The following is an 18721-nucleotide window of genomic DNA, read 5'->3' on the forward strand; positions in this document are numbered from 1 at the left end:
GGAGCTCAGGAGCTTGTTGTCAGGAGCCCTGGCCGCCACACTTGTTGGTCTTGGTGTTGAAGTTGCCGCACTTCTTGCCGACCCAGTCGCCGATCAGGTCCTTGGAGCCATCCAGCTCCTTCGACCAGGCGTCGCCCGCGACGAGGCCCGGCGTCTTCCAGACCACGTCGAACTGGCCGTTCGCCTTGATCTCGCCGATGAACACCGGCTTGGTGATGTGGTGGTTCGGCAGCATCTTCGACACGCCGCCGGTCAGGTTCGGCGCCTCGATGCCGGGAAGCGCGTCGATCACCTTGTCCGGATCGGTCGACTTCACCTTCTCGACCGCCTTCACCCACATGTTGAAGCCGATCACGTGCGCTTCCATCGGGTCGTTGGTCACGCGCTTGGGGTTCTTGGTGTAGGCCTGCCAGTCCTTGATGAACTTCTCGTTCGACCCGTCCTTGGTCTTGATCGACTCGAAGTAGTTCCAGGCGGCGAGATGACCGACCAGCGGCTTGGTGTCGATGCCGGCGAGCTCTTCCTCACCCACGGAGAACGCGACGACCGGGATGTCCTTTGCCTTGATGCCCTGGTTGCCGAGCTCCTTGTAGAAGGGAACGTTGGCGTCGCCATTGATGGTCGAGACCACCGCGGTTTTCTTGCCGGCCGAGCCGAACTTCTTGATGTCGGCCACGATCGTCTGCCAGTCGGAGTGACCGAACGGCGTGTAGTTGATCATGATGTCTTCCTGGGCGACACCCTTCGACTTCAGATAGGCTTCCAGGATCTTGTTGGTCGTGCGCGGATAGACGTAGTCGGTACCCGCGAGCACCCAGCGCTTCACCTTCTCTTCCTTCATCAGATAGTCGACGGCCGGGATCGCCTGCTGGTTCGGCGCCGCACCCGTGTAGAACACGTTGCGCTCGCTCTCCTCACCCTCGTACTGCACGGGGTAGAACAAAATGTTGTTCAGCTCCTTGAAGACCGGCAGCACCGACTTGCGCGACACCGAGGTCCAGCAGCCGAACACGACCGAGACCTTGTCCTTGGTGATCAGCTCGCGCGCCTTTTCGGCGAACAGCGGCCAGTTCGAAGCGGGGTCGACGACGACGGCTTCCAGCTTCTTGCCGAGCACGCCGCCCTTCTTGTTCTGCTCATCGATCAGGAAGAGGATGGTATCCTTCAGCGTGGTTTCGCTGATTGCCATGGTTCCGGACAAGGAGTGGAGCACGCCGACCTTGATGGTGTCGTCGGCCGCTTGCGCGGGCGCGAGGGACGAGGACGCAGCCAGACCCAAAACCAGGCCGGCCGTCGCCGCGAGCGCGCGGCGACGGGTCATCGTCGCTATTCCGTGAGTAAGCTGAGTAAGCATGAAATGTCGTCTCCCTGACGCAGGCGTGAACGCTTGCGAAACGGCCGCTTGGCCGCCTGCGGTTAAGGGAATCGCAAGAACTGTGCCACGGTACGCAGCCCCGGTAAGCCGATGAACCGGCTGGATAATTTCATCGGTTCCGGGCAAATACGGAAGCCGACTGCCCAATCATTGAGCCGGCAACTTGACTGCCGAAAGAGCAATCAGTCTATCTTTTAGGCAAAATTGCCGTCTTGGCTAAATTTCCGGCATCGATTTGTGACAGTTTGCGCGATGGTTCAGCGAACTCCGGGCACCAAAGACGGCGATCTCATCTTGAAACCGCCCAGTTCCTGGTCCATATCCTCGCCATGCCCGCGAGAGTCGCGGTGCCTTCGCGAGCTGCGTGTTCAAGCTGCCCCAAGCGGCTTCTGGCTCGCCTTCCAGCTAACCCAGCTTGACGCCCCAGACACGCGGGTGTCCCCGAATGCCTTCACACGCTTCCGGCCGATATGGGCCGGAACGACGATGGCTTTTATGGAAAGAACCCCTCTTTTGACTTCGTTTCAGGATTTCGGCCTCGCCGAACCCATCGCGCGCGCTCTTCGTGAAGAGAACTACGTCACCCCCACCCCGATCCAGGCCCAGACCATCCCGCTGGCGCTGACCGGCCGCGACGTCGTCGGTATCGCCCAGACCGGCACCGGCAAGACCGCGTCCTTCGCGCTTCCGATCCTCCACCGGTTGCTCGAGAACCGCATCAAGCCGCAGCCCAAGACCTGCCGCGTACTCGTGCTCTCTCCGACCCGCGAGCTGTCCGGCCAGATCCTGGACAGCTTCAACGCATATGGCCGTCACCTGCGGCTGGCGTCGACCCTCGCCATCGGCGGCGTGCCGATGGGCCGTCAGGTCCGCGCCCTGATGCAGGGCGTTGACGTTCTGGTTGCCACTCCCGGCCGCCTGCTCGACCTCGTGCAGAGCAACGGGCTGAAGCTTGGAAGTGTCGAGTTCCTCGTGCTCGACGAAGCCGACCGCATGCTCGACATGGGCTTCATCAACGATATCCGCAAAATCGTCGCCAAGCTGCCGATCAAGCGGCAGACGCTGTTCTTCTCGGCCACCATGCCCAAGGACATCGCCGAGCTCGCCGACGCCATGCTGCGCGATCCGGCCCGCGTCGCGGTGACCCCGGTCTCCTCGACGGTGGATCGCATCGCCCAGCGCGCGATCCAGGTCGATTTCGCGGCCAAGCCGACGGTCCTCGCCCAGTTGCTGAAGCAGGAGCCGATCAACCGCGCACTGGTGTTCACCCGCACCAAGCACGGCGCCGACAAGGTCGTGAAGACCCTTGAAAAGGCCGGCATCGCCGCGAGCGCCATCCACGGGAACAAGTCCCAGAACCATCGCGAGCGGACGCTCGCCCAGTTCCGCTCCGGCGAGATCCGCACCCTAGTGGCGACCGACATCGCCGCCCGCGGCATCGACGTCGACGGCATCACCCACGTCATCAATTTCGACCTGCCCAACGTCCCCGAGACTTACGTCCATCGCATCGGCCGCACCGCGCGCGCCGGCGCCGACGGCACCGCGATCTCGCTGGTCGCAGGCGGCGAGGAGCTCAGCTATCTCCGCGACATCGAACGGCTGATCCGGATTACCGTGCCGCGGGAAGACCGCCGCACACAGGGCGGCCGCGAGGCCGCCGCGCCGGCGCAGGCCACCCACCCGCACCGGGGCGGCCGCTCCGCGCCCCGTGCACATAATGTCCGTGGGAATGAGGCCGCTCCGGGCGCAAAAGGCCCTCGCCGCCGCCGCCGTCGAGGTGGTAATAATGGCGCGCCGCAGACGAGCCGGGGCGAGTCGCCGCGTCCGTCGCAGGCCGGCAACAGCGAAGGCATTCAGGGCGTCGCCTTCTTGCATCGCGAGAGCCGGCCGAATCCGCAATCCAACCGCAACAACCGACCGAAGCACTAGCCGTCGCTCGACCTGGAGAAATTCATGGCTAAGGAAGAGCTGATCCAGTTCGAAGGACTGGTCACCGAAATCCTCCCCGACGCCCGTTACCGCGTGCAACTCGACGCCGGACACGAGATCGTTGCCTATACCGCCGGCAAGATGAAGAAGAACCGCATCAAGACGCTCGCGGGCGACCGCGTGACGGTGGAGATGTCGCCGTACGACCTGGAGAAGGGCCGGCTGATTTTCCGCCACAAGGACGAACGTCCGAGCGGCGCGCCCGGTGGCCCGCCGCGGGGCGGAGCCCAGCGCGGCGGCCAGTTCCGCCGCCGATAAGCGGGGTATTGCAACCGCTGCGGGCATGACGTCCTGATGTCCTGCGCACAATTGGCCGGCGGCTGCGCCGGCCAAAAAATCGCGCACGTCAGGATTGTTTTCAGGATTGTTTTGAAGCCTTCTATCGAATAATATCCTACCAATCGATTTTCGGCCGGACGACATTGGCATCCACCGGTACAGCCGGTTCAGACACCCTGACGACCCTTCCAGAAATTCGATCTCACCACCCCGCCGATCAGCGGGTCTTGAACTTGTTTATCTGAGAAGGACTACCCCATGAGCATGGGAACCGTGAAATGGTTTAACGCGACCAAGGGCTTCGGCTTCATCCAGCCGGACGACGGCGGGAAGGACGTGTTCGTGCACATCAGCGCCGTCGAGCGCGCCGGCCTTGGCTCGCTGCGCGAAGGCCAGAAGATCTCCTACGAGATCGTGGCCGACCGCCGCTCCGGCAAGTCCTCGGCCGACAATCTGCGCGCCGCCGGATAAGCCGATTTCCCGGGAGCGCGAAGCTCCAGGAAATTGTCGCTAAAGCATCAAGGGCCGCACCTTCGGGTGCGGCCCTTTTTGTCTGGATTGCCAATCGGCGTTCCGCGTCGTTCGGAAGCTCTAATAGGTCGAGCAGGTCGTCGGCATCGTGGCAGACGTCGGCGCGTAGAACACGCAAACCGACTGCCGCGGCCTTGTGAAGGCGACATCGGTGAGATTGATGCCGCTCTTGGCCATCACATAGCCGACCGTCGGAACGTATTTGTAGCTGACTTCGCTGAAGATCAGATAGGTGCCCGCAACCAGCAGCGCCGCCGGAACGACGCTGGTCACGACATCACCCTGACTGCGGCTCGAGGCCGTCAATGTGGCCTGCGTGGCGCCCGTGGCCATCACGCCCGCCTTGCTCCACTGGATCCGCGCGACCTTCGAGGCATCGACGTAGATTTCCGACAAGGTGACCTTGGTCGGCGCCGGATCGTACGGAGTCATGATACCGACGCTGGCACTGAAGAAGTTCTGCAGGTCGGCATCCACCACCTGCGTCGACTGCGAGGTCAGGTCCGACGCGGCGCGCGCCATAAGCGTGACCTTGCGGTCGACCGCGACACCGGATGAAAACTCGACAGTACCGAAGAACAGCACCAGCATCAGCGGCAGGACGAAAGCGAACTCGACGGCGGCAAGACCCCGGCGGTCATTGCAGAGGGTCGCGACGGAGCGCAGCAAGGCCGCTGCCTGAGTTTTCATGACGTTGCTCATGAGCATGTCGCCCCGGCGGTCCCGGATGGCTCGTTCTTGAATGTCGCGGTCGCGGTCAGCAGCCGCTTGCCGTTGGCGAGGTTGGCGACATTGAAGCCAAGCTTGGTGACGAACAGCGGCCACTGATAGAATAGCCGGACCACCACGACGTCGCCGTCCTTGCCGGGGCACCATTTCATGGTCGGAATGAATGCGTTGTTGGAATCGATCGGAGGCGCGATGTTGACGCTGCTGAAGCCCGTCGCAGCGGGATAGCTGCGCACGTCGACCGATATGCCATTGACGCAATCGAACAGCGCGCTGACCTGGCCACAGACATAGTTCTTGAACTGCTGCTGGGTGTAGCTTGCGCCCTGCGCCTGACCGGTCATGATCATGCGCGCGGAATCCTGCGTCACCGTCTCCAGCACCTGGCTCGCGAAGAAGATCATCGCCACTTCGATGATCGCAAACAGCAGTCCGAAAAACAGCGGCGCGATCATCGCGAATTCGACCGCGGTCGCGCCCCGGCGGTTTCGGCGAAAGCGATGGAGGAGGCGCGCGAAAGAATGAGCGGGCAGCGGCATCAACGACCCCGGATCAACATGGCGGCAACAACTACCCCAGGACTCATTGTCGAAGTATTTCGCCGGATCGAGACAGAGCGACCCGATCCGTCAGGCTTTTCTTAACCATGTCGGATGGACCGCCTGCGGCAGGCGGCTGCCCCGGCGCGTGAAGCGCTGGCGCGGACACGCGCTAGTTCTGCGGCTTCGCGGCCGCGCCCGAGCCGGAGGCCTGGCTGTTGAGCGAGCCGGCCTGGTCCATGGTCGACTTGAAGTAGGTCTCGCCGTCGCCGAGGGTGATGCGGCGCTGGCAGACCGGCATGCAGCTGTAGGTCTCGCGATCGACGCCGCGATAGACCGTGACCAACTGGTCGGTCGGACCTTCGACCTGGATCTGACGATCCACCAGCACCTGGCCGGTGCGGTCGAGTGCGATGAAGTTGGTCGCGCCGTAGCCCTTGCCGGTCACGACGACAACGCCGCCATTCTGCAGGGTGACGTCGGCGATCAGCGGGTTGCCGACCACGATGGTGGAGATGCCGCCGGGCAGCTTGACGAGCTTGGCCTGATCGACATTGACCGCGATCCGGTCCGGATCCGGCGCCGCCGTTGCGAATGCGGGCCACAGAACGGCTGCGGCCAGCGAGATGAATCCAATGCGCGCGACGGCGCGAATACGCTGGGACTGAAACGACATACCTTACCCCGGGACGTTAACAAGCCGGCAAAAGCGATACGCAGCGGACCGGCGCCCGACGCAGGCAAATCTGACGGCAATTCATTTAAGAAGAGCAAAAATCGACCGCTGAATTGCGCCGATGTCACAACTTCCGGAACGGATCGGCCAGCGGCCCGGTGATCCCGCGGAAAAACGCCCCTGCGGAGACCGCCGCCTAGCCGGCGGCACGCACATGCACCACCACGCGATCGTCGGCGTAAAGGCGCTGCCATCCATCGATGTGATCGAGAAACTTGGAGGCGGGCGTTGCCGGATCGAGCATCACCGCATCGATTCCGTAGGTCTTGAGCAGATCGAGGAAGCCGTCGACGTCCTTGAGCTGGAGCGCACGGTAATAGGCGATCTCGAATTTCTCGCCGTAAAGCTCGGCACGGCCGTCGACGAACACCGGCACCTGGCGCCAGATCAGATAGCCGCCGAACTGCAGATCATTGAGCACGCGCTGCACGTTGTGCGCCTTCAGCGCGTCGACGGCGGCAGCGGGCGAATGGATCGTCGGCGGCGACATGTCCCGACGCACCGCAATGAACCAGGTCGAGGCGCAGAGCGCGGCGATGAGCATCGCGGCCGGCATGGCCCTCAGCCGGACCACGCTTGCGGCATGCAGGCCGAACTGGGTTGCCACCGGCGTCAGCGCGGCCAGCGGCAACAGCAGGGCGAAGAGCTCGAGATTCCTGACGTGGGATAGCGCCATGTGCAGCAGGCCCAGCGCCAGGGCGATCCGCGGCAGCGGCAGCTTCACCCCGCAATAGAGCACGGCGCCGATCAGGCCGAGAATGGTCAGCTCGAACGCATCGAGGTGGCTGAAACTCGCCGGCATCCACTCCGCGATGAGATGCAGCAGTTCACCGAGGCTGAGAATCCTCAGCGAGGCGAGGATCGTTCCCCAGCCATAGGGCGTCACGCAGCACGCGGCCAGCGCGCCGAGGCCGAACGCGGCCCAGCGCAGCGCCAGCGGCAATCTTTGCGCCGGCGCGGCGTTCCACAGCGCATCGAGCGCGAAGGCGCCGGCCAGCACCAGGCCGAACAGAAAGCCGCCATGCAGATTGGCCCAGAGCGCGATCAGCGGCAGCAGCCAGAACGAGGGGGCCGCGCGACGTTCGCTGGCGACCATCAGGCCGTTCGCCCAGACCATCATGATCGGCAGCGCAAGCACATGCGGACGGGCCAGCAGATGCCCGCATGTCAGCACCAGTGCCGCCAACGCGATCAGGCTCGCATGGATCGCCGGCAGCGCGCGGCCGAGGATGCCGGTGAGCAGTGCGAAGGTGGCGGCGCCGCAAGCCGCGGCCAGCGCCGCGGGCCCGGTCCACCCGGCAAGGTCGTAGGCCTTCGCGAACAGAACCTGCGCCAGCCAGGACGACGACACCCAAGGCTCACCCGCCTTGGTGAAGGAATAGATATCGACCGACGGCAATGCGCGGTGGTCGAGGATCCACCGACCGACGGCAATCTGCCAGTAGGTGTCGGAATCGGCGAGCAGCCTGTCGCCGACGAACAGCAGCAGCGCATAGACGCCGCACGCCATCCAGAACCAGGCCGGGACTTCGGCGAACACCGAGGCCCGCGCCTGTGGGATGGTTGCGGTCTCAGCACTCATGCGCGCACAGTCCGGTCAATGACGGAACGGATAGGCCAGCTGTCCGCCGATTTCGGCCGGCACGCCCTGCTCGGCGTCGACGCCGTAATCATCCGGAAGCTTGCCTTCGGGCATGCGGAAGGTGCCGAACAGCACGTCCCAGATGGGAAACGTCCCCGCGAAATTGGTGTCGCCGCCCTCTTCGAGCGAGGTGTGGTGCCAACGGTGGAATACCGGCGTCGCCAGCACGTATCTGAACGGTCCGAAGGTCCAGTTCAGGTTGGCGTGCACGAAGGCCGAATGGAAGGTGGTGAACGGGCCGACCCAGATCATGACGTTGGGGGAGATACCGGCCATCAGCAGCACGACGTCGACGCTGATCGTCCCGAGCAAGAGATTGACGGGATGGAAGCGGGCCGCGGAGATCCACCCGATTTCCTCCGACGAATGATGGACGGCGTGGTACTTCCAGAAGCCGCCGTCGTGGAAAAGCCGATGCAGCCAGTACAGCATGAAATCTGACGCGACCAGGAAGATGATCGATTGCAGCCAGAGCGGCAGCTGCGCCAGCGGGCCGTGTCCGTTCTCATAGAACGAGATCAGATCGTCGGCACCGTGCACGTCGAATACCGCGGCCGCGCCCACCACCAGCAGCCCGATGCGCAGCACGCGGGCGAACACCGGGACGAAGAACCAGTAGCAGATGTCGGTGACGATCTCCCGCTTGCGCCACCACGGCGCGCCGGGATTGCAGGCCCAGAAGCGGGTCAGCACCGTGAAGAACAGCGCGAGGCCGATCGTGATCGGCACCACCCTCATCATCGTCTGGCCGAGCATCTCGATGACTTCGATCGGAAGGGTGGACATGGCAGCCTCATACTACGGAAGCCCCATGGGTATAGATGCGCGCTTAAGGAGCCGTGAATCGGCGCCGGGCGCCGGATCGCAGCAACAATCTGCAATTTGAGCGGACCGCTTAATGCCAAATTTACTGTGCGCAACAACAGCGGGTTCCCGCAGAGTTTATGCGATCAAATTAACTGCACCGAAATCGTCCAACACTAGGGTGCCGCAATGGTCACGGTGCTGAGAACGCCGGCGAGACCAAATCTAGTTCGACCAGCCACGTGTACACAGGAGTGATTTTATGAAGAACCTCGTTTCGCGCTTCGTGAAGGACGAATCGGGCGCGACCGCCATCGAGTACGGCCTGATCGCCACCGGTATCGCCATCGCGATCATCGCTGCAGTCAACGGCGTCGGCACGAAGCTCTCGGGTACCTTCAACTCGATCTCGGGCTCGCTGAAGTAAGCCGGCTTCGACGAATTCGCATCAAAGGTCCCGGCAATCCCGGGACCTTTGCTATTTGTCGGGGGCCGATCGGCTGCCTGCGTAGAATGTGCCGGCAATCCTTTTCCGATTGTTCACCATTGGCCGCTAGCGTCGGGTCTCGACCGCAGCTCCAGCTTGACGGCATGAATTCATGATCCTCGACATCGCACGCTTGATGCTGTTTCCGGCCCTGATGGCCTTTGCGGCGGCGAGCGATCTCCTGACCATGACGATCCCGAACCGGATTTCGCTGGCGCTGGTGGCTGGCTTCTTTGTCCTGGCGCCGCTGACCGGGATGGGCGTCCACGAGATCCTCACCCATGCCGGCGCAGGCGCGCTGGTTCTCGTGGTGGCGTTCGGCATGTTCGCGATGGGCTGGGTCGGCGGCGGAGACGCCAAGGTCGCGGCCGCGGCCAGCCTTTGGTTCGGGTTCGAGCATCTGCTGCCCTATCTGGTGTTTGCCTCGCTGTTCGGCGGCGCGCTGACGCTGCTCCTGCTCCAGTTCCGGCAATGGCCGCTGCCCTACGGGCTGGCGGGTCAGGCCTGGCTCGCACGGCTGCACGCCAAGGAGAGCGGCATTCCCTACGGCATCGCGCTCGCCCTCGGCGCCCTCCTGATCTATCCCGAGACGGACTGGATCAAGACGATCGATCTCGCGCACTTCGCCATGCGCTGAGAAAGCAGCGGTAACCGCCCGTTAAGGCGATTTAGATACGCCTCATTAACCATGCTTTGACGAATAGCTGGTCAACTGCCGATCACGGCGGCGGCAGCGTCGCGGCGTATTGTTGGAAAGTGAAGCGTAATGGATAAGGCCCGCATTCTGGTCCTGGCAATTGCAGGCTGCGCCGGCCTTGCGGCGCTTTATTTGGCGAGCGGAAGCGACGACAAGCCGGCGGCTCCTCCGCCAGTTGCGCAGCTGCCGACGGTCGACATCCTGGTCGCGCGCTCCGACATTGGCCTCGGCCAGGCGGTGAAGGCCGAAGATCTGCAGTGGCAGACCTGGCCGGCGGCGACCGCCAGCGCCAGCTTCATGCGCAAGGACAACCACGCCGACGCCATCAAGGACGTCGCCGGCTCGATCGCACGCGTGCCGTTGATGCAGGGCGAGCCGATCCGCGAGCAGAAGCTGGTCAGGGCCGAAGGCTCCGGCTTCATGGCCGCGATCCTGCCGTCCGGGATGCGCGCGGTGTCGACTGAAATCTCTCCCGAGACCGGGGCCGGCGGCTTCATCCTGCCGAATGACCGGGTCGACGTCCTGCTGTCGAAGCGGGACAAGAATCCCGACCGCAACGGCGCCGACATCGTCAATTCCGAGGTCATTCTCGCCAACATCCGCGTGCTCGCGATCGACCAGGCGCCGAAGGAAAAGGACGGCACCAACGCACTGATCGGCAAGACGGTGACGCTGGAGCTGAAGCCTGACCAGACCGAGACGCTGGCGCGCGCGCGCCAGAGTGGCGTCCTGTCGCTGGCGCTGCGCAGCATCGCCGACAACAATGGGACCGACGTCAGGGCCGAAGACAACCACCAGAGACGCGGTGAGACGATCAACGTCATCCGCTTTGGCGTTGCCAACCAGGCAACGATGCAGAAGTGACCATGAGGACACAGGTGATGAAGGGCGGGGCAACTCAACGGACGATGCGGGCCTTCATGGTCCGCGCATTGTCGTTCTCGGCCGTCGCGGCGCTCACGCTCAACCCGGCACTGACGCCGGTGGTGGCGGGCGACTACCGCGCCGCTCCCGCCGCGGCGGACGGCCAGATCAACGCGCGCTTCCTCTCGCTCGGCATCGGCAAGTCCATCGTGATCGACCTGCCGCGCGACATCAAGGACGTGCTTGTCGCCGATCCCAAGATCGCCAATGCGGTGGTCCGCTCGGCGCAGCGCGCCTACATCATCGGCGCGGCGGTCGGCCAGACCAACATCGTGTTCTTCGATTCCGCCGGTCAGCAGATTGCGGCCTATGACATCGCAGTCAAGCGCGACCTCAACGGCGTGCGGGCGGCCCTGCGCGCCGCACTGCCGAATGCCGATATCCAGATCGAGGGCGTCGGCGAGGGCGTCATGCTGACCGGAAGCGCGGCGAGCCCGATCGAAGCGCAGCAGGCCGGCGAGATCGCCACGCGGCTGGTCGGCGGCCCCGACAAGGTGGTGAACTCGATCGTGGTGCGCGGCCGCGACCAGATCATGCTCAAGGTGACGGTGGCCGAGGTCCAGCGCAACATCGTCAAGCAGCTCGGCATCGACCTCTCCGCCAACCTCAACTACGGCACCTCCGTGGTGAGCTTCACCAATTCGAACCCGTTCACGGCGAACAACGCAGCGCTGGTGCCCGGTAACAACCTCACCACATCATTCGGCGCGGCTCCATCGGTGTCGGCGACGCTGCGCGCCATGGAAAGCGCAGGCGTGGTGCGGACGCTCGCCGAGCCGAACCTGACTGCGATCTCCGGCGAATCGGCGACCTTCATCTCGGGCGGCGAATTTCCAATTCCGACCGGCGTGACCTGTCAGACGACAACGGGAGGCGCGATCGGGAATTGCGTTCAGACCGTCAACTTCAAGAAGTTCGGCATCTCGCTGAACTTCACGCCCGTGGTGCTGAGCGAGGGCCGTATCAGCCTGCGCGTGATGACGGAAGTCTCGGAGCTGTCGAACGAGAACTCGCTGACTGGCGGCGCCGGCGGAACGACCATCCCCTCGATCAAGACCCGCCGCGCCGAGACCACGCTGGAAATTCCCTCGGGCGGCTCGATGGCGATGGCCGGCCTGATCCAGCAGCAGACCAAGCAGGCGATCAACGGCCTGCCCGGCGTCGACCAGCTGCCGATCATCGGCGCGCTGTTCCGCAGCCGCGACTTCGTCAACAACACGACCGAACTGGTCGTGATCGTGACGCCCTATGTCGTTCGCGCGGTGGCGCCGAAGGACCTGTCGCGGCCGGATGACGGCTTCGCCAACGCGTCCGATCCGCAGGCCGACCTGCTCGGCAGCATCAATCGCGTCTACGGCGTGCCCGGCCGCACCGAGCCGGCGCGGAATTACCGCGGCACTTACGGCTTCATTACGGACTGAGGCGGACGATGACACAGACCACATCCAGGACATCCGCCGGTTACCAGCGCGGTATCGCTCTCGCCGGAGCGCTCGTCAGCCTCGCGATGACGCTGGGCGCCTGCCAGCACGCCGCCGACAACAGTTTCGCGATGGTGAACGCGCCGGCCGACTATCGCCAGCGTCATCCGATCGCGGTCACCGAGGCTGATCGCACGATCGTGGTCTTCGTCGGCCGCAGCCGCGGCGGCCTGACTGCCGAGCAGCGCGCCGAGGTGATGGGGATGGCGCAGGACTGGATGCGCGAGGGGACCGGCGCCGTCACCATCGACGTTCCCGCCGACACGCCGAACGCACGGACCGCCCAGGAATCGCTGCGCGAGATCCAGGCCACGTTCACCGCCGCCGGCGTGCCGCCGCGCGGGATCCTGGTTCGCAAATACCATCCCGAGGATCCGCGCCAGATGCCCGCGATCCGCGTGAACTATCCAAAGATGAAAGCGGTCGCCGGGCCGTGCGGCCTCTGGCCGGAAGATCTCGGCCCGTCGATCCACAACGGGTCCTACATCGAGAACAAGCAGTACTACAATTTCGGCTGCGCCAATCAGCGCAACCTTGCAGCCATGGTCGAAGACCCGACCGACCTCGTGCAGCCGCGCGCGGAGACCCCTGCCTATACGTCGCGTCGCAACATCGCCTTCGACAAGTATCGCAAGGGCACCACCACCGCCACGACCTATCCCGAGTCCGACAGGGCCAAGCTAAGCGACACAGGAAAATGATCACCTACGCGCAGCAAAACTCCGAAGAGCAGACGGACGCCCCGCCGCAGGCCGTGGAGGAGCATATTGCGCCTGCGCCGCGCGTCTCGGTCCAGGCCTTCTGCGAAACCGTGGAGACTGCCGCCGCGGTACAGGCGGCCGGCGAGGATCGCCGTCTCGGCAAGGCCCACCTGAAGATCCAGATGGGCGGCATGGCGGCCGCGATCGAAGCCTATCGCTCGGCTCCCACGCCGAACGTGATCGTGCTCGAGAGCGACGGCCGCAGCGATCTGTTGAGCGGGCTCGACCAGCTCGCCACCGTCTGCGACGCCGGCACCCGCGTGGTCGTGATCGGCCGCATCAACGACGTCACGCTCTATCGCGAGCTGGTTCGCCGCGGCGTCAGCGACTACGTGCTCGCGCCGGTCGGCGCGATCGACGTCGTGCGCTCGATCTGCAACCTGTTCTCGGCGCCGGAAGCCAAGGCGGTCGGCCGCATCATCGCCGTGGTCGGCGCCAAGGGTGGCGTCGGGGCTTCCACCATCTCCCATAATGTCGCCTGGGCGATCGCGCGCGACCTCGCGATGGACGCCGTCGTCGCCGATCTCGACCTCGCCTTCGGCACCGCCGGGCTCGACTACAACCAGGATCCGCCGCAGGGCATTGCCGACGCCGTGTTCTCGCCCGACCGCGTCGACACCGCCTTCATCGACCGACTGCTGTCGAAATGCACCGACCACCTCAGCCTGCTGGCGGCGCCTGCGACGCTCGACCGGGTCTATGATTTCGGCACCGACGCTTTCGACGCCGTGTTCGACACGCTGCGCTCCACCATGCCCTGCATCGTGCTCGACGTTCCGCATCAATGGTCCGGCTGGACCAAGCGCGCCTTGATCGGAGCGGACGACATCCTGATCGTGGCCGCCCCTGACCTCGCCAACCTGCGCAACACCAAGAACCTGTTCGATCTGTTGAAGGCCGCGCGGCCCAACGACCGGCCGCCGCTCTACTGCCTCAACCAGGTCGGCGTGCCGAAACGGCCCGAAATCGCCGCCACGGAGTTCGCCAAGGCGATCGAGAGCCAGCCGGTCGTCTCGATCCCGTTCGAGCCGCAGATCTTCGGCTCGGCAGCCAACAACGGCCAGATGATCGCGGAGATCTCCGCCAATCACCGCGCGGTCGAGATGTTTCTTCAGATGGCGCAGCGGCTGACAGGCCGCGGCGAGACCAAGAAGCCGAGGGGGTCCTTCCTGTCGCCCCTGCTCGAAAAGCTGCGGTCCAAATAGTGGTCCGCGTGGAGTCAAGACGTCGTGTTTGGTAAGCGTAGCGGAAACGATGGGGACGTGCGGGCACCCAAGCCCGCGTTTCAGACGCCGGAGCCAGCCGGCGCGCCGGCGATGTCGCGCGAGCCCGTCGCACCGGCGATCTCGTCGCCGCCGCTGGCACCCAGCAAGCCACCGCCTGCCCCGGCCGTCGAAGCCCGGCGTTCGGACAATTATTACGAGGTCAAGGCGACCATCTTCGGCGCACTGATCGAGGCGATCGACCTCGCCCAGCTCGCCAAGCTCGATTCGGAGTCCGCGCGCGAGGAAATCCGGGACATCGTCAACGAGATCATCGCGATCAAGAACATCGTGATGTCGATCGCCGAGCAGGAAGAGCTGCTCGACGACATCTGCAACGACGTCCTCGGCTACGGTCCGCTCGAACCGCTGTTGTCGCGCGACGACATCGCCGACATCATGGTCAATGGTGCCAATACCGTCTACATCGAGGTCGGCGGCAAGATCCAGCGCACCGGCATTCGCTTCCGAGACAACCAGCAGCTTCTCAACATCTGCCAGCGCATCGTCAGCCAGGTCGGCCGGCGCGTCGACGAATCCTCGCCGATCTGCGACGCGCGCCTCGCCGACGGTTCCCGCGTCAACGCCATCGTGCCGCCGCTGTCGATCGACGGCCCGACGCTCACCATCCGCAAGTTCAAGAAGGACAAGCTGACGCTGGATCAGCTCGTCAAGTTCGGCGCGATCTCGCCGGAAGGCGCCGAGATCCTCCAGATCATCGGCCGCGTCCGCTGCAACGTGCTGATCTCCGGCGGTACAGGCTCGGGCAAGACGACGCTGCTCAACTGTCTGACCAATTACATCGAGCACGACGAGCGCGTCATCACCTGCGAGGACGCCGCCGAGCTCCAGCTCCAGCAGCCCCATGTGGTGCGGCTGGAGACCCGTCCGCCCAACATCGAGGGCGAGGGCCAGGTCACCATGCGCGAACTGGTGCGCAACTGCCTGCGTATGCGGCCCGAACGCATCATCGTCGGCGAAGTCCGCGGGCCCGAGGCGTTCGACCTGCTCCAGGCCATGAACACCGGCCATGACGGGTCGATGGGCACGCTGCATGCCAACAACCCGCGCGAAGCGCTGTCGCGCTGCGAATCCATGATCACGATGGGCGGCTTCTCCCTGCCCTCGCGAACCATCCGCGAGATGATCTGCGCCTCGATCGACGTCATCATCCAGGCCGCGCGCCTGCGCGACGGTTCACGCCGCATCACCCACATCACCGAGGTGATGGGCATGGAAGGTGACACCATCATCACCCAGGACATCTTCCTCTACGACATGGTCGGAGAGGACGCCAACGGCAAGATCATCGGCCGGCACCGCTCGACGGGCATCGGCCGTCCGAAGTTCTGGGAACGTGCGCGCTACTACAACGAAGAGAAGCGGCTTGCGGCGGCGCTGGATGCCTCCGACGCGCCGGCGCCGGTCTAGGGGAACGCAGGATGCAGATGCAAACTCTGGCTCTCGCCTTCCTCGCCGCCACGACGGTGGGCGGCATCGCCTGGGTCTTCCTGTATCCCTACCTCTCGGGGGAGAAGAAGGCCGAGTCGCGGCGGGCGTCGGTGGCGCGCAGCGAACCCACGACGACACGAAACGCCGACCGCACGCAGCGCTCCCGCCGCGAGCAGGTCGAAGGATCGTTGAAGGAGCTCGAGGCGCGGCGCCAGAAGGACAAGAAAGTCCCGCTCGGCCTGCGCATCTCGCAGGCCGGACTGGAGTGGTCGGAGCAGAAGTTCTGGATGATCTCCGGCGCTCTCGGCCTATTCGGGTTCGGCGCGGCATTCCTGGCCGGTGGCGGCATGCTCGGCGCGGCCGGCATCGGCTTTGCCATGGGCCTCGGCGCACCGCGCTGGCTGCTCGGCTTCCTGAAGAAGCGGCGGGAAAAGGCGTTCCTGAAGGCGCTGCCCGACGCGGTCGACGTGATCGTTCGCGGCATCAAGGCGGGCCTGCCGCTGTTCGAATCGATCAAGGTCGTCGCCGCCGATTCTCCCGAGCCGCTGCGCAGCGAGTTCCTGGCTATCATCGAGACGCAGGCGATCGGCATGCCGCTGGGCGAGGCCTGCGCGCGGCTCTACGAGCGCATGCCGCTGCCGGAAGCCAATTTCTTCGGCATCGTGGTGTCGATCCAACAGAAGTCGGGCGGCAACCTCTCCGAAGCGCTCGGCAACCTCTCCAAGGTGCTGCGCGACCGCAAGAAGATGCGGGAGAAGATCCAGGCGATGTCGATGGAAGCCAAGGCCTCGGCCGGCATCATCGGCTCGCTGCCGCCGATCGTGATGTTCCTCGTCTATCTCACGACGCCGGACTACATCGCCCTGCTGTGGACGAATTCGATGGGCCAGCTGATGCTGGTCGGCTGCGTCGTCTGGATGTCGATCGGCATCATGGTGATGAAGAAGATGATCAACTTCGATTTCTGACGGTGCCGCATGATTGATATTCTGGTCGCCAAGCTCCACGACGTCAGGTTCATGACCATGCTGCTTGCCTTCTTCGCGGCAAGCGCGACGGTCTACACGCTGGTGATGCCGCTGCTGGCCGGCGGCGATCTCAACAAGCGCATGAAGGCGGTCGCCAGCGAGCGCGAGCGCCTGCGGCAGCGCGAGCGCGAACGCCTCTCCAGGTCGGAGAAGGTGACGCTGCGGCAGACGCCGAAGCAGGCGGTCTCCAAGATGGTGGATGACCTGAACCTCACCAAATGGCTGGCTCAGGAAGCGGCAATCGAGAAGCTGGTGATGGCGGGCTATCGCGGCCACGCCCCCTATGTCTACTTCCTGGCTGCGCGGGCGGTCACGCCGATCCTGATGCTGATCGGCGCAATCATCTATACATTCTTCATTGCCGGCGCGAACTGGTCGCTCACGCTCAAGATCGGCATCTGCATCGGCGCTGCCTATCTCGGCCTTCAGGCGCCGATGCTGTTCCTCAGGAATGCGATCGCCAAGCGCCAGCTCTCGATCAAGCGTGCATTTCCCGACGCGCTCGACCTGCTCCTGATCTGCATCGAATCCGGCATGTCGGTCGAGATGGCGTTCCGGAAAGTGGCCAACGAGATCGCCGGGCAGTCGGTCGCGCTGTCGGAGGAGTTCGCGCTGACCACCGCGGAACTGTCCTATTTGCAGGATCGCAAGACCGCCTACGAGAACCTGGCGCGCCGCACCGGCCTCGAAGGCGTGAAGTCGGTGTGCATGGCCTTGCAGCAATCCGAGCGCTACGGCACCCCGCTCGGCCACTCCCTGCGCGTCATGGCGCAGGAGAACCGCGACATGCGCATGAACGAGGCCGAGAAGAAGGCCGCCGCCCTCCCGCCGAAGCTGACGGTGCCGATGATCCTGTTCTTCCTGCCTTGCCTGTTCATCGTGATCCTCGGGCCGTCCTACATCAAGATCGCCACGATGCATTGAGTTGCGTCGCCTGCGCGGCTGCCTTCTCCTTCCCCCTGAAAGGGGAAGGCCGGGATGGGGGTCAGCCGCAGACACTGCCGCTCGTGGAGAGATGATCCCCACCTGCTTTGCGCTCGCGAGCAAAGCGACCTCCCCTTTTCAAGGGGAGGCGGAGCTGCCGCGTTTGGTTTAGTCGTCCTTGGCGACGACCGGCGCCGCACGCGACGCGGTCCGCGGCCCGTCCTTGCGGTTGAGCATGTCGCGGAGATAGGCGACGTTGGCCGCGGCCTCATCCGACGGCAGGTCGGCCTTGACGATTGTTTCCGCCTCCGCGAAGCGGCCCTGCAGGCCGACGACCAGTGCAAGGTTCTGCCGGATCCGGGTGTCGGCGCGGGCGCTGGCATAGGCCTGGCGCAGCGTCTCTTCCGCCTTCGGCAAATCCTTGGTCAGCATGTAGGAGAGGCCGAGATTGGACAGCACCGACGGCTCGTCCGGAGCCAGCCTGAGCGCACTGGCGTAATAGCGCCGCGCCTCCTCGTGCCGGTTCATCTTGTCGAGCGTGGTGCCCTGCACCGACAGGATGCGCCAGTCCGGATTGTCCGGGCTGTGCGCGCGGCTCAGCACGTCGAATGCAGCCTGCGAATTGCCGTTGTCGGCGAGTGCGCGGCCGTACTGGGCGAGGAGCGCCTTGTTGCCGGGATTGGCGATGGTCGCCTGCTCGAGCACGGCGGCGGCCTGGGCGCGCTGGCCGTTGGCGCGCAAGGCCTGTCCGTAGGCGACCGCGGCGGCGACATCCTTGGGATTCTTGCGATAGCGCTCGCCATAGGCCTCGACGGCCCGGCGCGGATCATCGGGCGTGGGATCGGACCGCGACGTGATCGATCCCGCCACGTCGGACATGGTCTGGCAACCGCCAAGCCCTGCGGCCAGGATCGCCAGAAGGGCTGCGGAAGCGAGATGCCGGGTCAGATTGGACTGTCGACACATGGCACTGTGACTCACGAAATCGGGCGAACGGTTCCAGCCGAGCATGCCAGCAATAGACTGTTAACCCTAACGTCTGGTTAACTGGCGTCGCCGGCAGCCGACGCTCCGGTTC

General features: G+C 64.6%; 19 protein-coding genes. 12 read left to right on the plus strand and 7 right to left on the minus strand.

Going from position 1 to position 18721, the window contains the following annotated elements; all coding sequences use genetic code 11:
• Nucleotides 1-19 precede the first annotated feature (19 nt).
• A complete protein-coding gene (gene urtA, locus RX327_RS36190) occupies nucleotides 20-1354 on the minus strand; it encodes an urea ABC transporter substrate-binding protein (RefSeq protein ID WP_317248736.1) in 1335 nt (444 codons plus the stop codon).
• A gap of 516 nt (nucleotides 1355-1870) precedes the next feature.
• On the opposite strand from urtA, the gene RX327_RS36195 reads away from it, so the two are divergent.
• From RX327_RS36195 to RX327_RS36205, 3 genes are all read left to right on the plus strand, one after another.
• Entirely contained in the window at nucleotides 1871-3307 is a 1437-nt protein-coding gene (locus RX327_RS36195) for a DEAD/DEAH box helicase (RefSeq protein ID WP_317248737.1), read from the plus strand.
• A 24-nt stretch (nucleotides 3308-3331) separates the two neighbouring features.
• A complete protein-coding gene (infA, locus tag RX327_RS36200; RefSeq protein WP_317248738.1) occupies nucleotides 3332-3625 on the plus strand; it encodes a translation initiation factor IF-1 in 294 nt (97 codons plus the stop codon).
• 279 nt (nucleotides 3626-3904) lie between these two features.
• The gene (locus tag RX327_RS36205) at nucleotides 3905-4117 is read left to right on the plus strand and encodes a cold-shock protein (protein WP_317248739.1); all 213 of its coding nucleotides are present in this window, start codon (nucleotides 3905-3907) and stop codon (nucleotides 4115-4117) included.
• 120 nt (nucleotides 4118-4237) lie between these two features.
• Here RX327_RS36205 and RX327_RS36210 read toward each other — a convergent pair whose 3' ends face one another.
• The 5 genes from RX327_RS36210 to RX327_RS36230 all read right to left on the minus strand — a co-directional run bounded on the left by RX327_RS36210 (nucleotide 4238) and on the right by RX327_RS36230 (nucleotide 8609).
• Complete coding sequence (locus RX327_RS36210; protein ID WP_050387290.1) at nucleotides 4238-4867, minus strand: TadE/TadG family type IV pilus assembly protein; 630 nt, start codon at nucleotides 4865-4867, stop codon at nucleotides 4238-4240.
• An 8-nt stretch (nucleotides 4868-4875) separates the two neighbouring features.
• Nucleotides 4876-5445: a TadE/TadG family type IV pilus assembly protein gene (locus RX327_RS36215; RefSeq protein WP_050387200.1), complete on the minus strand. Its 570-nt coding sequence runs from the start codon at nucleotides 5443-5445 to the stop codon at nucleotides 4876-4878.
• A gap of 172 nt (nucleotides 5446-5617) precedes the next feature.
• Entirely contained in the window at nucleotides 5618-6121 is a 504-nt protein-coding gene (locus tag RX327_RS36220; RefSeq protein WP_028334679.1) for a pilus assembly protein N-terminal domain-containing protein, read from the minus strand.
• Between the two features lie 196 nt (nucleotides 6122-6317).
• Nucleotides 6318-7763, minus strand: coding sequence for a hypothetical protein (locus RX327_RS36225; RefSeq protein WP_050387199.1), 1446 nt, complete (start codon nucleotides 7761-7763; stop codon nucleotides 6318-6320).
• Between the two features lie 15 nt (nucleotides 7764-7778).
• Entirely contained in the window at nucleotides 7779-8609 is an 831-nt protein-coding gene (locus RX327_RS36230; protein ID WP_317248740.1) for a sterol desaturase family protein, read from the minus strand.
• Between the two features lie 280 nt (nucleotides 8610-8889).
• On the opposite strand from RX327_RS36230, the gene RX327_RS36235 reads away from it, so the two are divergent.
• The 9 genes from RX327_RS36235 to RX327_RS36275 all read left to right on the plus strand — a co-directional run bounded on the left by RX327_RS36235 (nucleotide 8890) and on the right by RX327_RS36275 (nucleotide 17643).
• Nucleotides 8890-9054, plus strand: coding sequence for a Flp family type IVb pilin (locus tag RX327_RS36235; RefSeq protein ID WP_016842642.1), 165 nt, complete (start codon nucleotides 8890-8892; stop codon nucleotides 9052-9054).
• Nucleotides 9055-9226: 172 nt separating this feature from the next.
• Nucleotides 9227-9751 (plus strand): prepilin peptidase, encoded by a 525-nt coding sequence (locus tag RX327_RS36240; protein WP_317248741.1) that lies wholly within the window; start codon nucleotides 9227-9229, stop codon nucleotides 9749-9751.
• A 129-nt stretch (nucleotides 9752-9880) separates the two neighbouring features.
• The gene (cpaB, locus tag RX327_RS36245) at nucleotides 9881-10675 is read left to right on the plus strand and encodes a Flp pilus assembly protein CpaB (RefSeq protein ID WP_317248742.1); all 795 of its coding nucleotides are present in this window, start codon (nucleotides 9881-9883) and stop codon (nucleotides 10673-10675) included.
• 2 nt (nucleotides 10676-10677) lie between these two features.
• On the plus strand, nucleotides 10678-12156 hold the full coding sequence (locus RX327_RS36250; RefSeq protein ID WP_317248743.1) for a type II and III secretion system protein family protein: 1479 nt from the start codon (nucleotides 10678-10680) through the stop codon (nucleotides 12154-12156).
• An 8-nt stretch (nucleotides 12157-12164) separates the two neighbouring features.
• Nucleotides 12165-12917 (plus strand): CpaD family pilus assembly protein, encoded by a 753-nt coding sequence (locus RX327_RS36255; RefSeq protein WP_050387197.1) that lies wholly within the window; start codon nucleotides 12165-12167, stop codon nucleotides 12915-12917.
• Nucleotides 12914-14182 carry a CpaE family protein gene (locus tag RX327_RS36260; protein WP_317248744.1) on the plus strand — a complete coding sequence of 423 codons (1269 nt, stop codon included), beginning with the start codon at nucleotides 12914-12916 and terminating at the stop codon, nucleotides 14180-14182. The genes RX327_RS36255 and RX327_RS36260 overlap by 4 nt, the downstream gene beginning before the upstream one ends.
• A gap of 24 nt (nucleotides 14183-14206) precedes the next feature.
• On the plus strand, nucleotides 14207-15670 hold the full coding sequence (locus RX327_RS36265; RefSeq protein WP_317248745.1) for a CpaF family protein: 1464 nt from the start codon (nucleotides 14207-14209) through the stop codon (nucleotides 15668-15670).
• Nucleotides 15671-15681: 11 nt separating this feature from the next.
• A complete protein-coding gene (locus RX327_RS36270) occupies nucleotides 15682-16659 on the plus strand; it encodes a type II secretion system F family protein (protein ID WP_317248746.1) in 978 nt (325 codons plus the stop codon).
• Between the two features lie 9 nt (nucleotides 16660-16668).
• Nucleotides 16669-17643, plus strand: coding sequence for a type II secretion system F family protein (locus RX327_RS36275; protein ID WP_317248747.1), 975 nt, complete (start codon nucleotides 16669-16671; stop codon nucleotides 17641-17643).
• A 168-nt stretch (nucleotides 17644-17811) separates the two neighbouring features.
• Here RX327_RS36275 and RX327_RS36280 read toward each other — a convergent pair whose 3' ends face one another.
• Nucleotides 17812-18609: a tetratricopeptide repeat protein gene (locus RX327_RS36280; RefSeq protein WP_317248748.1), complete on the minus strand. Its 798-nt coding sequence runs from the start codon at nucleotides 18607-18609 to the stop codon at nucleotides 17812-17814.
• Between the last annotated feature and the right edge of the window lie 112 nt (nucleotides 18610-18721).

The sequence above is a fragment of the Bradyrhizobium sp. BEA-2-5 genome (assembly GCF_032918025.1).
GTDB classification, from domain to species: domain Bacteria; phylum Pseudomonadota; class Alphaproteobacteria; order Rhizobiales; family Xanthobacteraceae; genus Bradyrhizobium; species Bradyrhizobium pachyrhizi.

Excerpts from the sequence above, each read along its gene's own strand:
- urtA (WP_317248736.1), bottom strand. The coding sequence starts at position 1,354 with ATGCTTACTCAGCTTACTCACGGAATAGCGACGATGACCCGTCGCCGC.
- RX327_RS36195 (WP_317248737.1), top strand. The coding sequence starts at position 1,871 with ATGGAAAGAACCCCTCTTTTGACTTCGTTTCAGGATTTCGGCCTCGCC.
- infA (WP_317248738.1), top strand. The coding sequence starts at position 3,332 with ATGGCTAAGGAAGAGCTGATCCAGTTCGAAGGACTGGTCACCGAAATC.
- RX327_RS36205 (WP_317248739.1), top strand. The coding sequence starts at position 3,905 with ATGAGCATGGGAACCGTGAAATGGTTTAACGCGACCAAGGGCTTCGGC.
- RX327_RS36210 (WP_050387290.1), bottom strand. The coding sequence starts at position 4,867 with ATGAAAACTCAGGCAGCGGCCTTGCTGCGCTCCGTCGCGACCCTCTGC.
- RX327_RS36215 (WP_050387200.1), bottom strand. The coding sequence starts at position 5,445 with ATGCCGCTGCCCGCTCATTCTTTCGCGCGCCTCCTCCATCGCTTTCGC.
- RX327_RS36220 (WP_028334679.1), bottom strand. The coding sequence starts at position 6,121 with ATGTCGTTTCAGTCCCAGCGTATTCGCGCCGTCGCGCGCATTGGATTC.
- RX327_RS36225 (WP_050387199.1), bottom strand. The coding sequence starts at position 7,763 with ATGAGTGCTGAGACCGCAACCATCCCACAGGCGCGGGCCTCGGTGTTC.
- RX327_RS36230 (WP_317248740.1), bottom strand. The coding sequence starts at position 8,609 with ATGTCCACCCTTCCGATCGAAGTCATCGAGATGCTCGGCCAGACGATG.
- RX327_RS36235 (WP_016842642.1), top strand. The coding sequence starts at position 8,890 with ATGAAGAACCTCGTTTCGCGCTTCGTGAAGGACGAATCGGGCGCGACC.
- RX327_RS36240 (WP_317248741.1), top strand. The coding sequence starts at position 9,227 with ATGATCCTCGACATCGCACGCTTGATGCTGTTTCCGGCCCTGATGGCC.
- cpaB (WP_317248742.1), top strand. The coding sequence starts at position 9,881 with ATGGATAAGGCCCGCATTCTGGTCCTGGCAATTGCAGGCTGCGCCGGC.
- RX327_RS36250 (WP_317248743.1), top strand. The coding sequence starts at position 10,678 with ATGAGGACACAGGTGATGAAGGGCGGGGCAACTCAACGGACGATGCGG.
- RX327_RS36255 (WP_050387197.1), top strand. The coding sequence starts at position 12,165 with ATGACACAGACCACATCCAGGACATCCGCCGGTTACCAGCGCGGTATC.
- RX327_RS36260 (WP_317248744.1), top strand. The coding sequence starts at position 12,914 with ATGATCACCTACGCGCAGCAAAACTCCGAAGAGCAGACGGACGCCCCG.
- RX327_RS36270 (WP_317248746.1), top strand. The coding sequence starts at position 15,682 with ATGCAGATGCAAACTCTGGCTCTCGCCTTCCTCGCCGCCACGACGGTG.
- RX327_RS36275 (WP_317248747.1), top strand. The coding sequence starts at position 16,669 with ATGATTGATATTCTGGTCGCCAAGCTCCACGACGTCAGGTTCATGACC.
- RX327_RS36280 (WP_317248748.1), bottom strand. The coding sequence starts at position 18,609 with ATGTGTCGACAGTCCAATCTGACCCGGCATCTCGCTTCCGCAGCCCTT.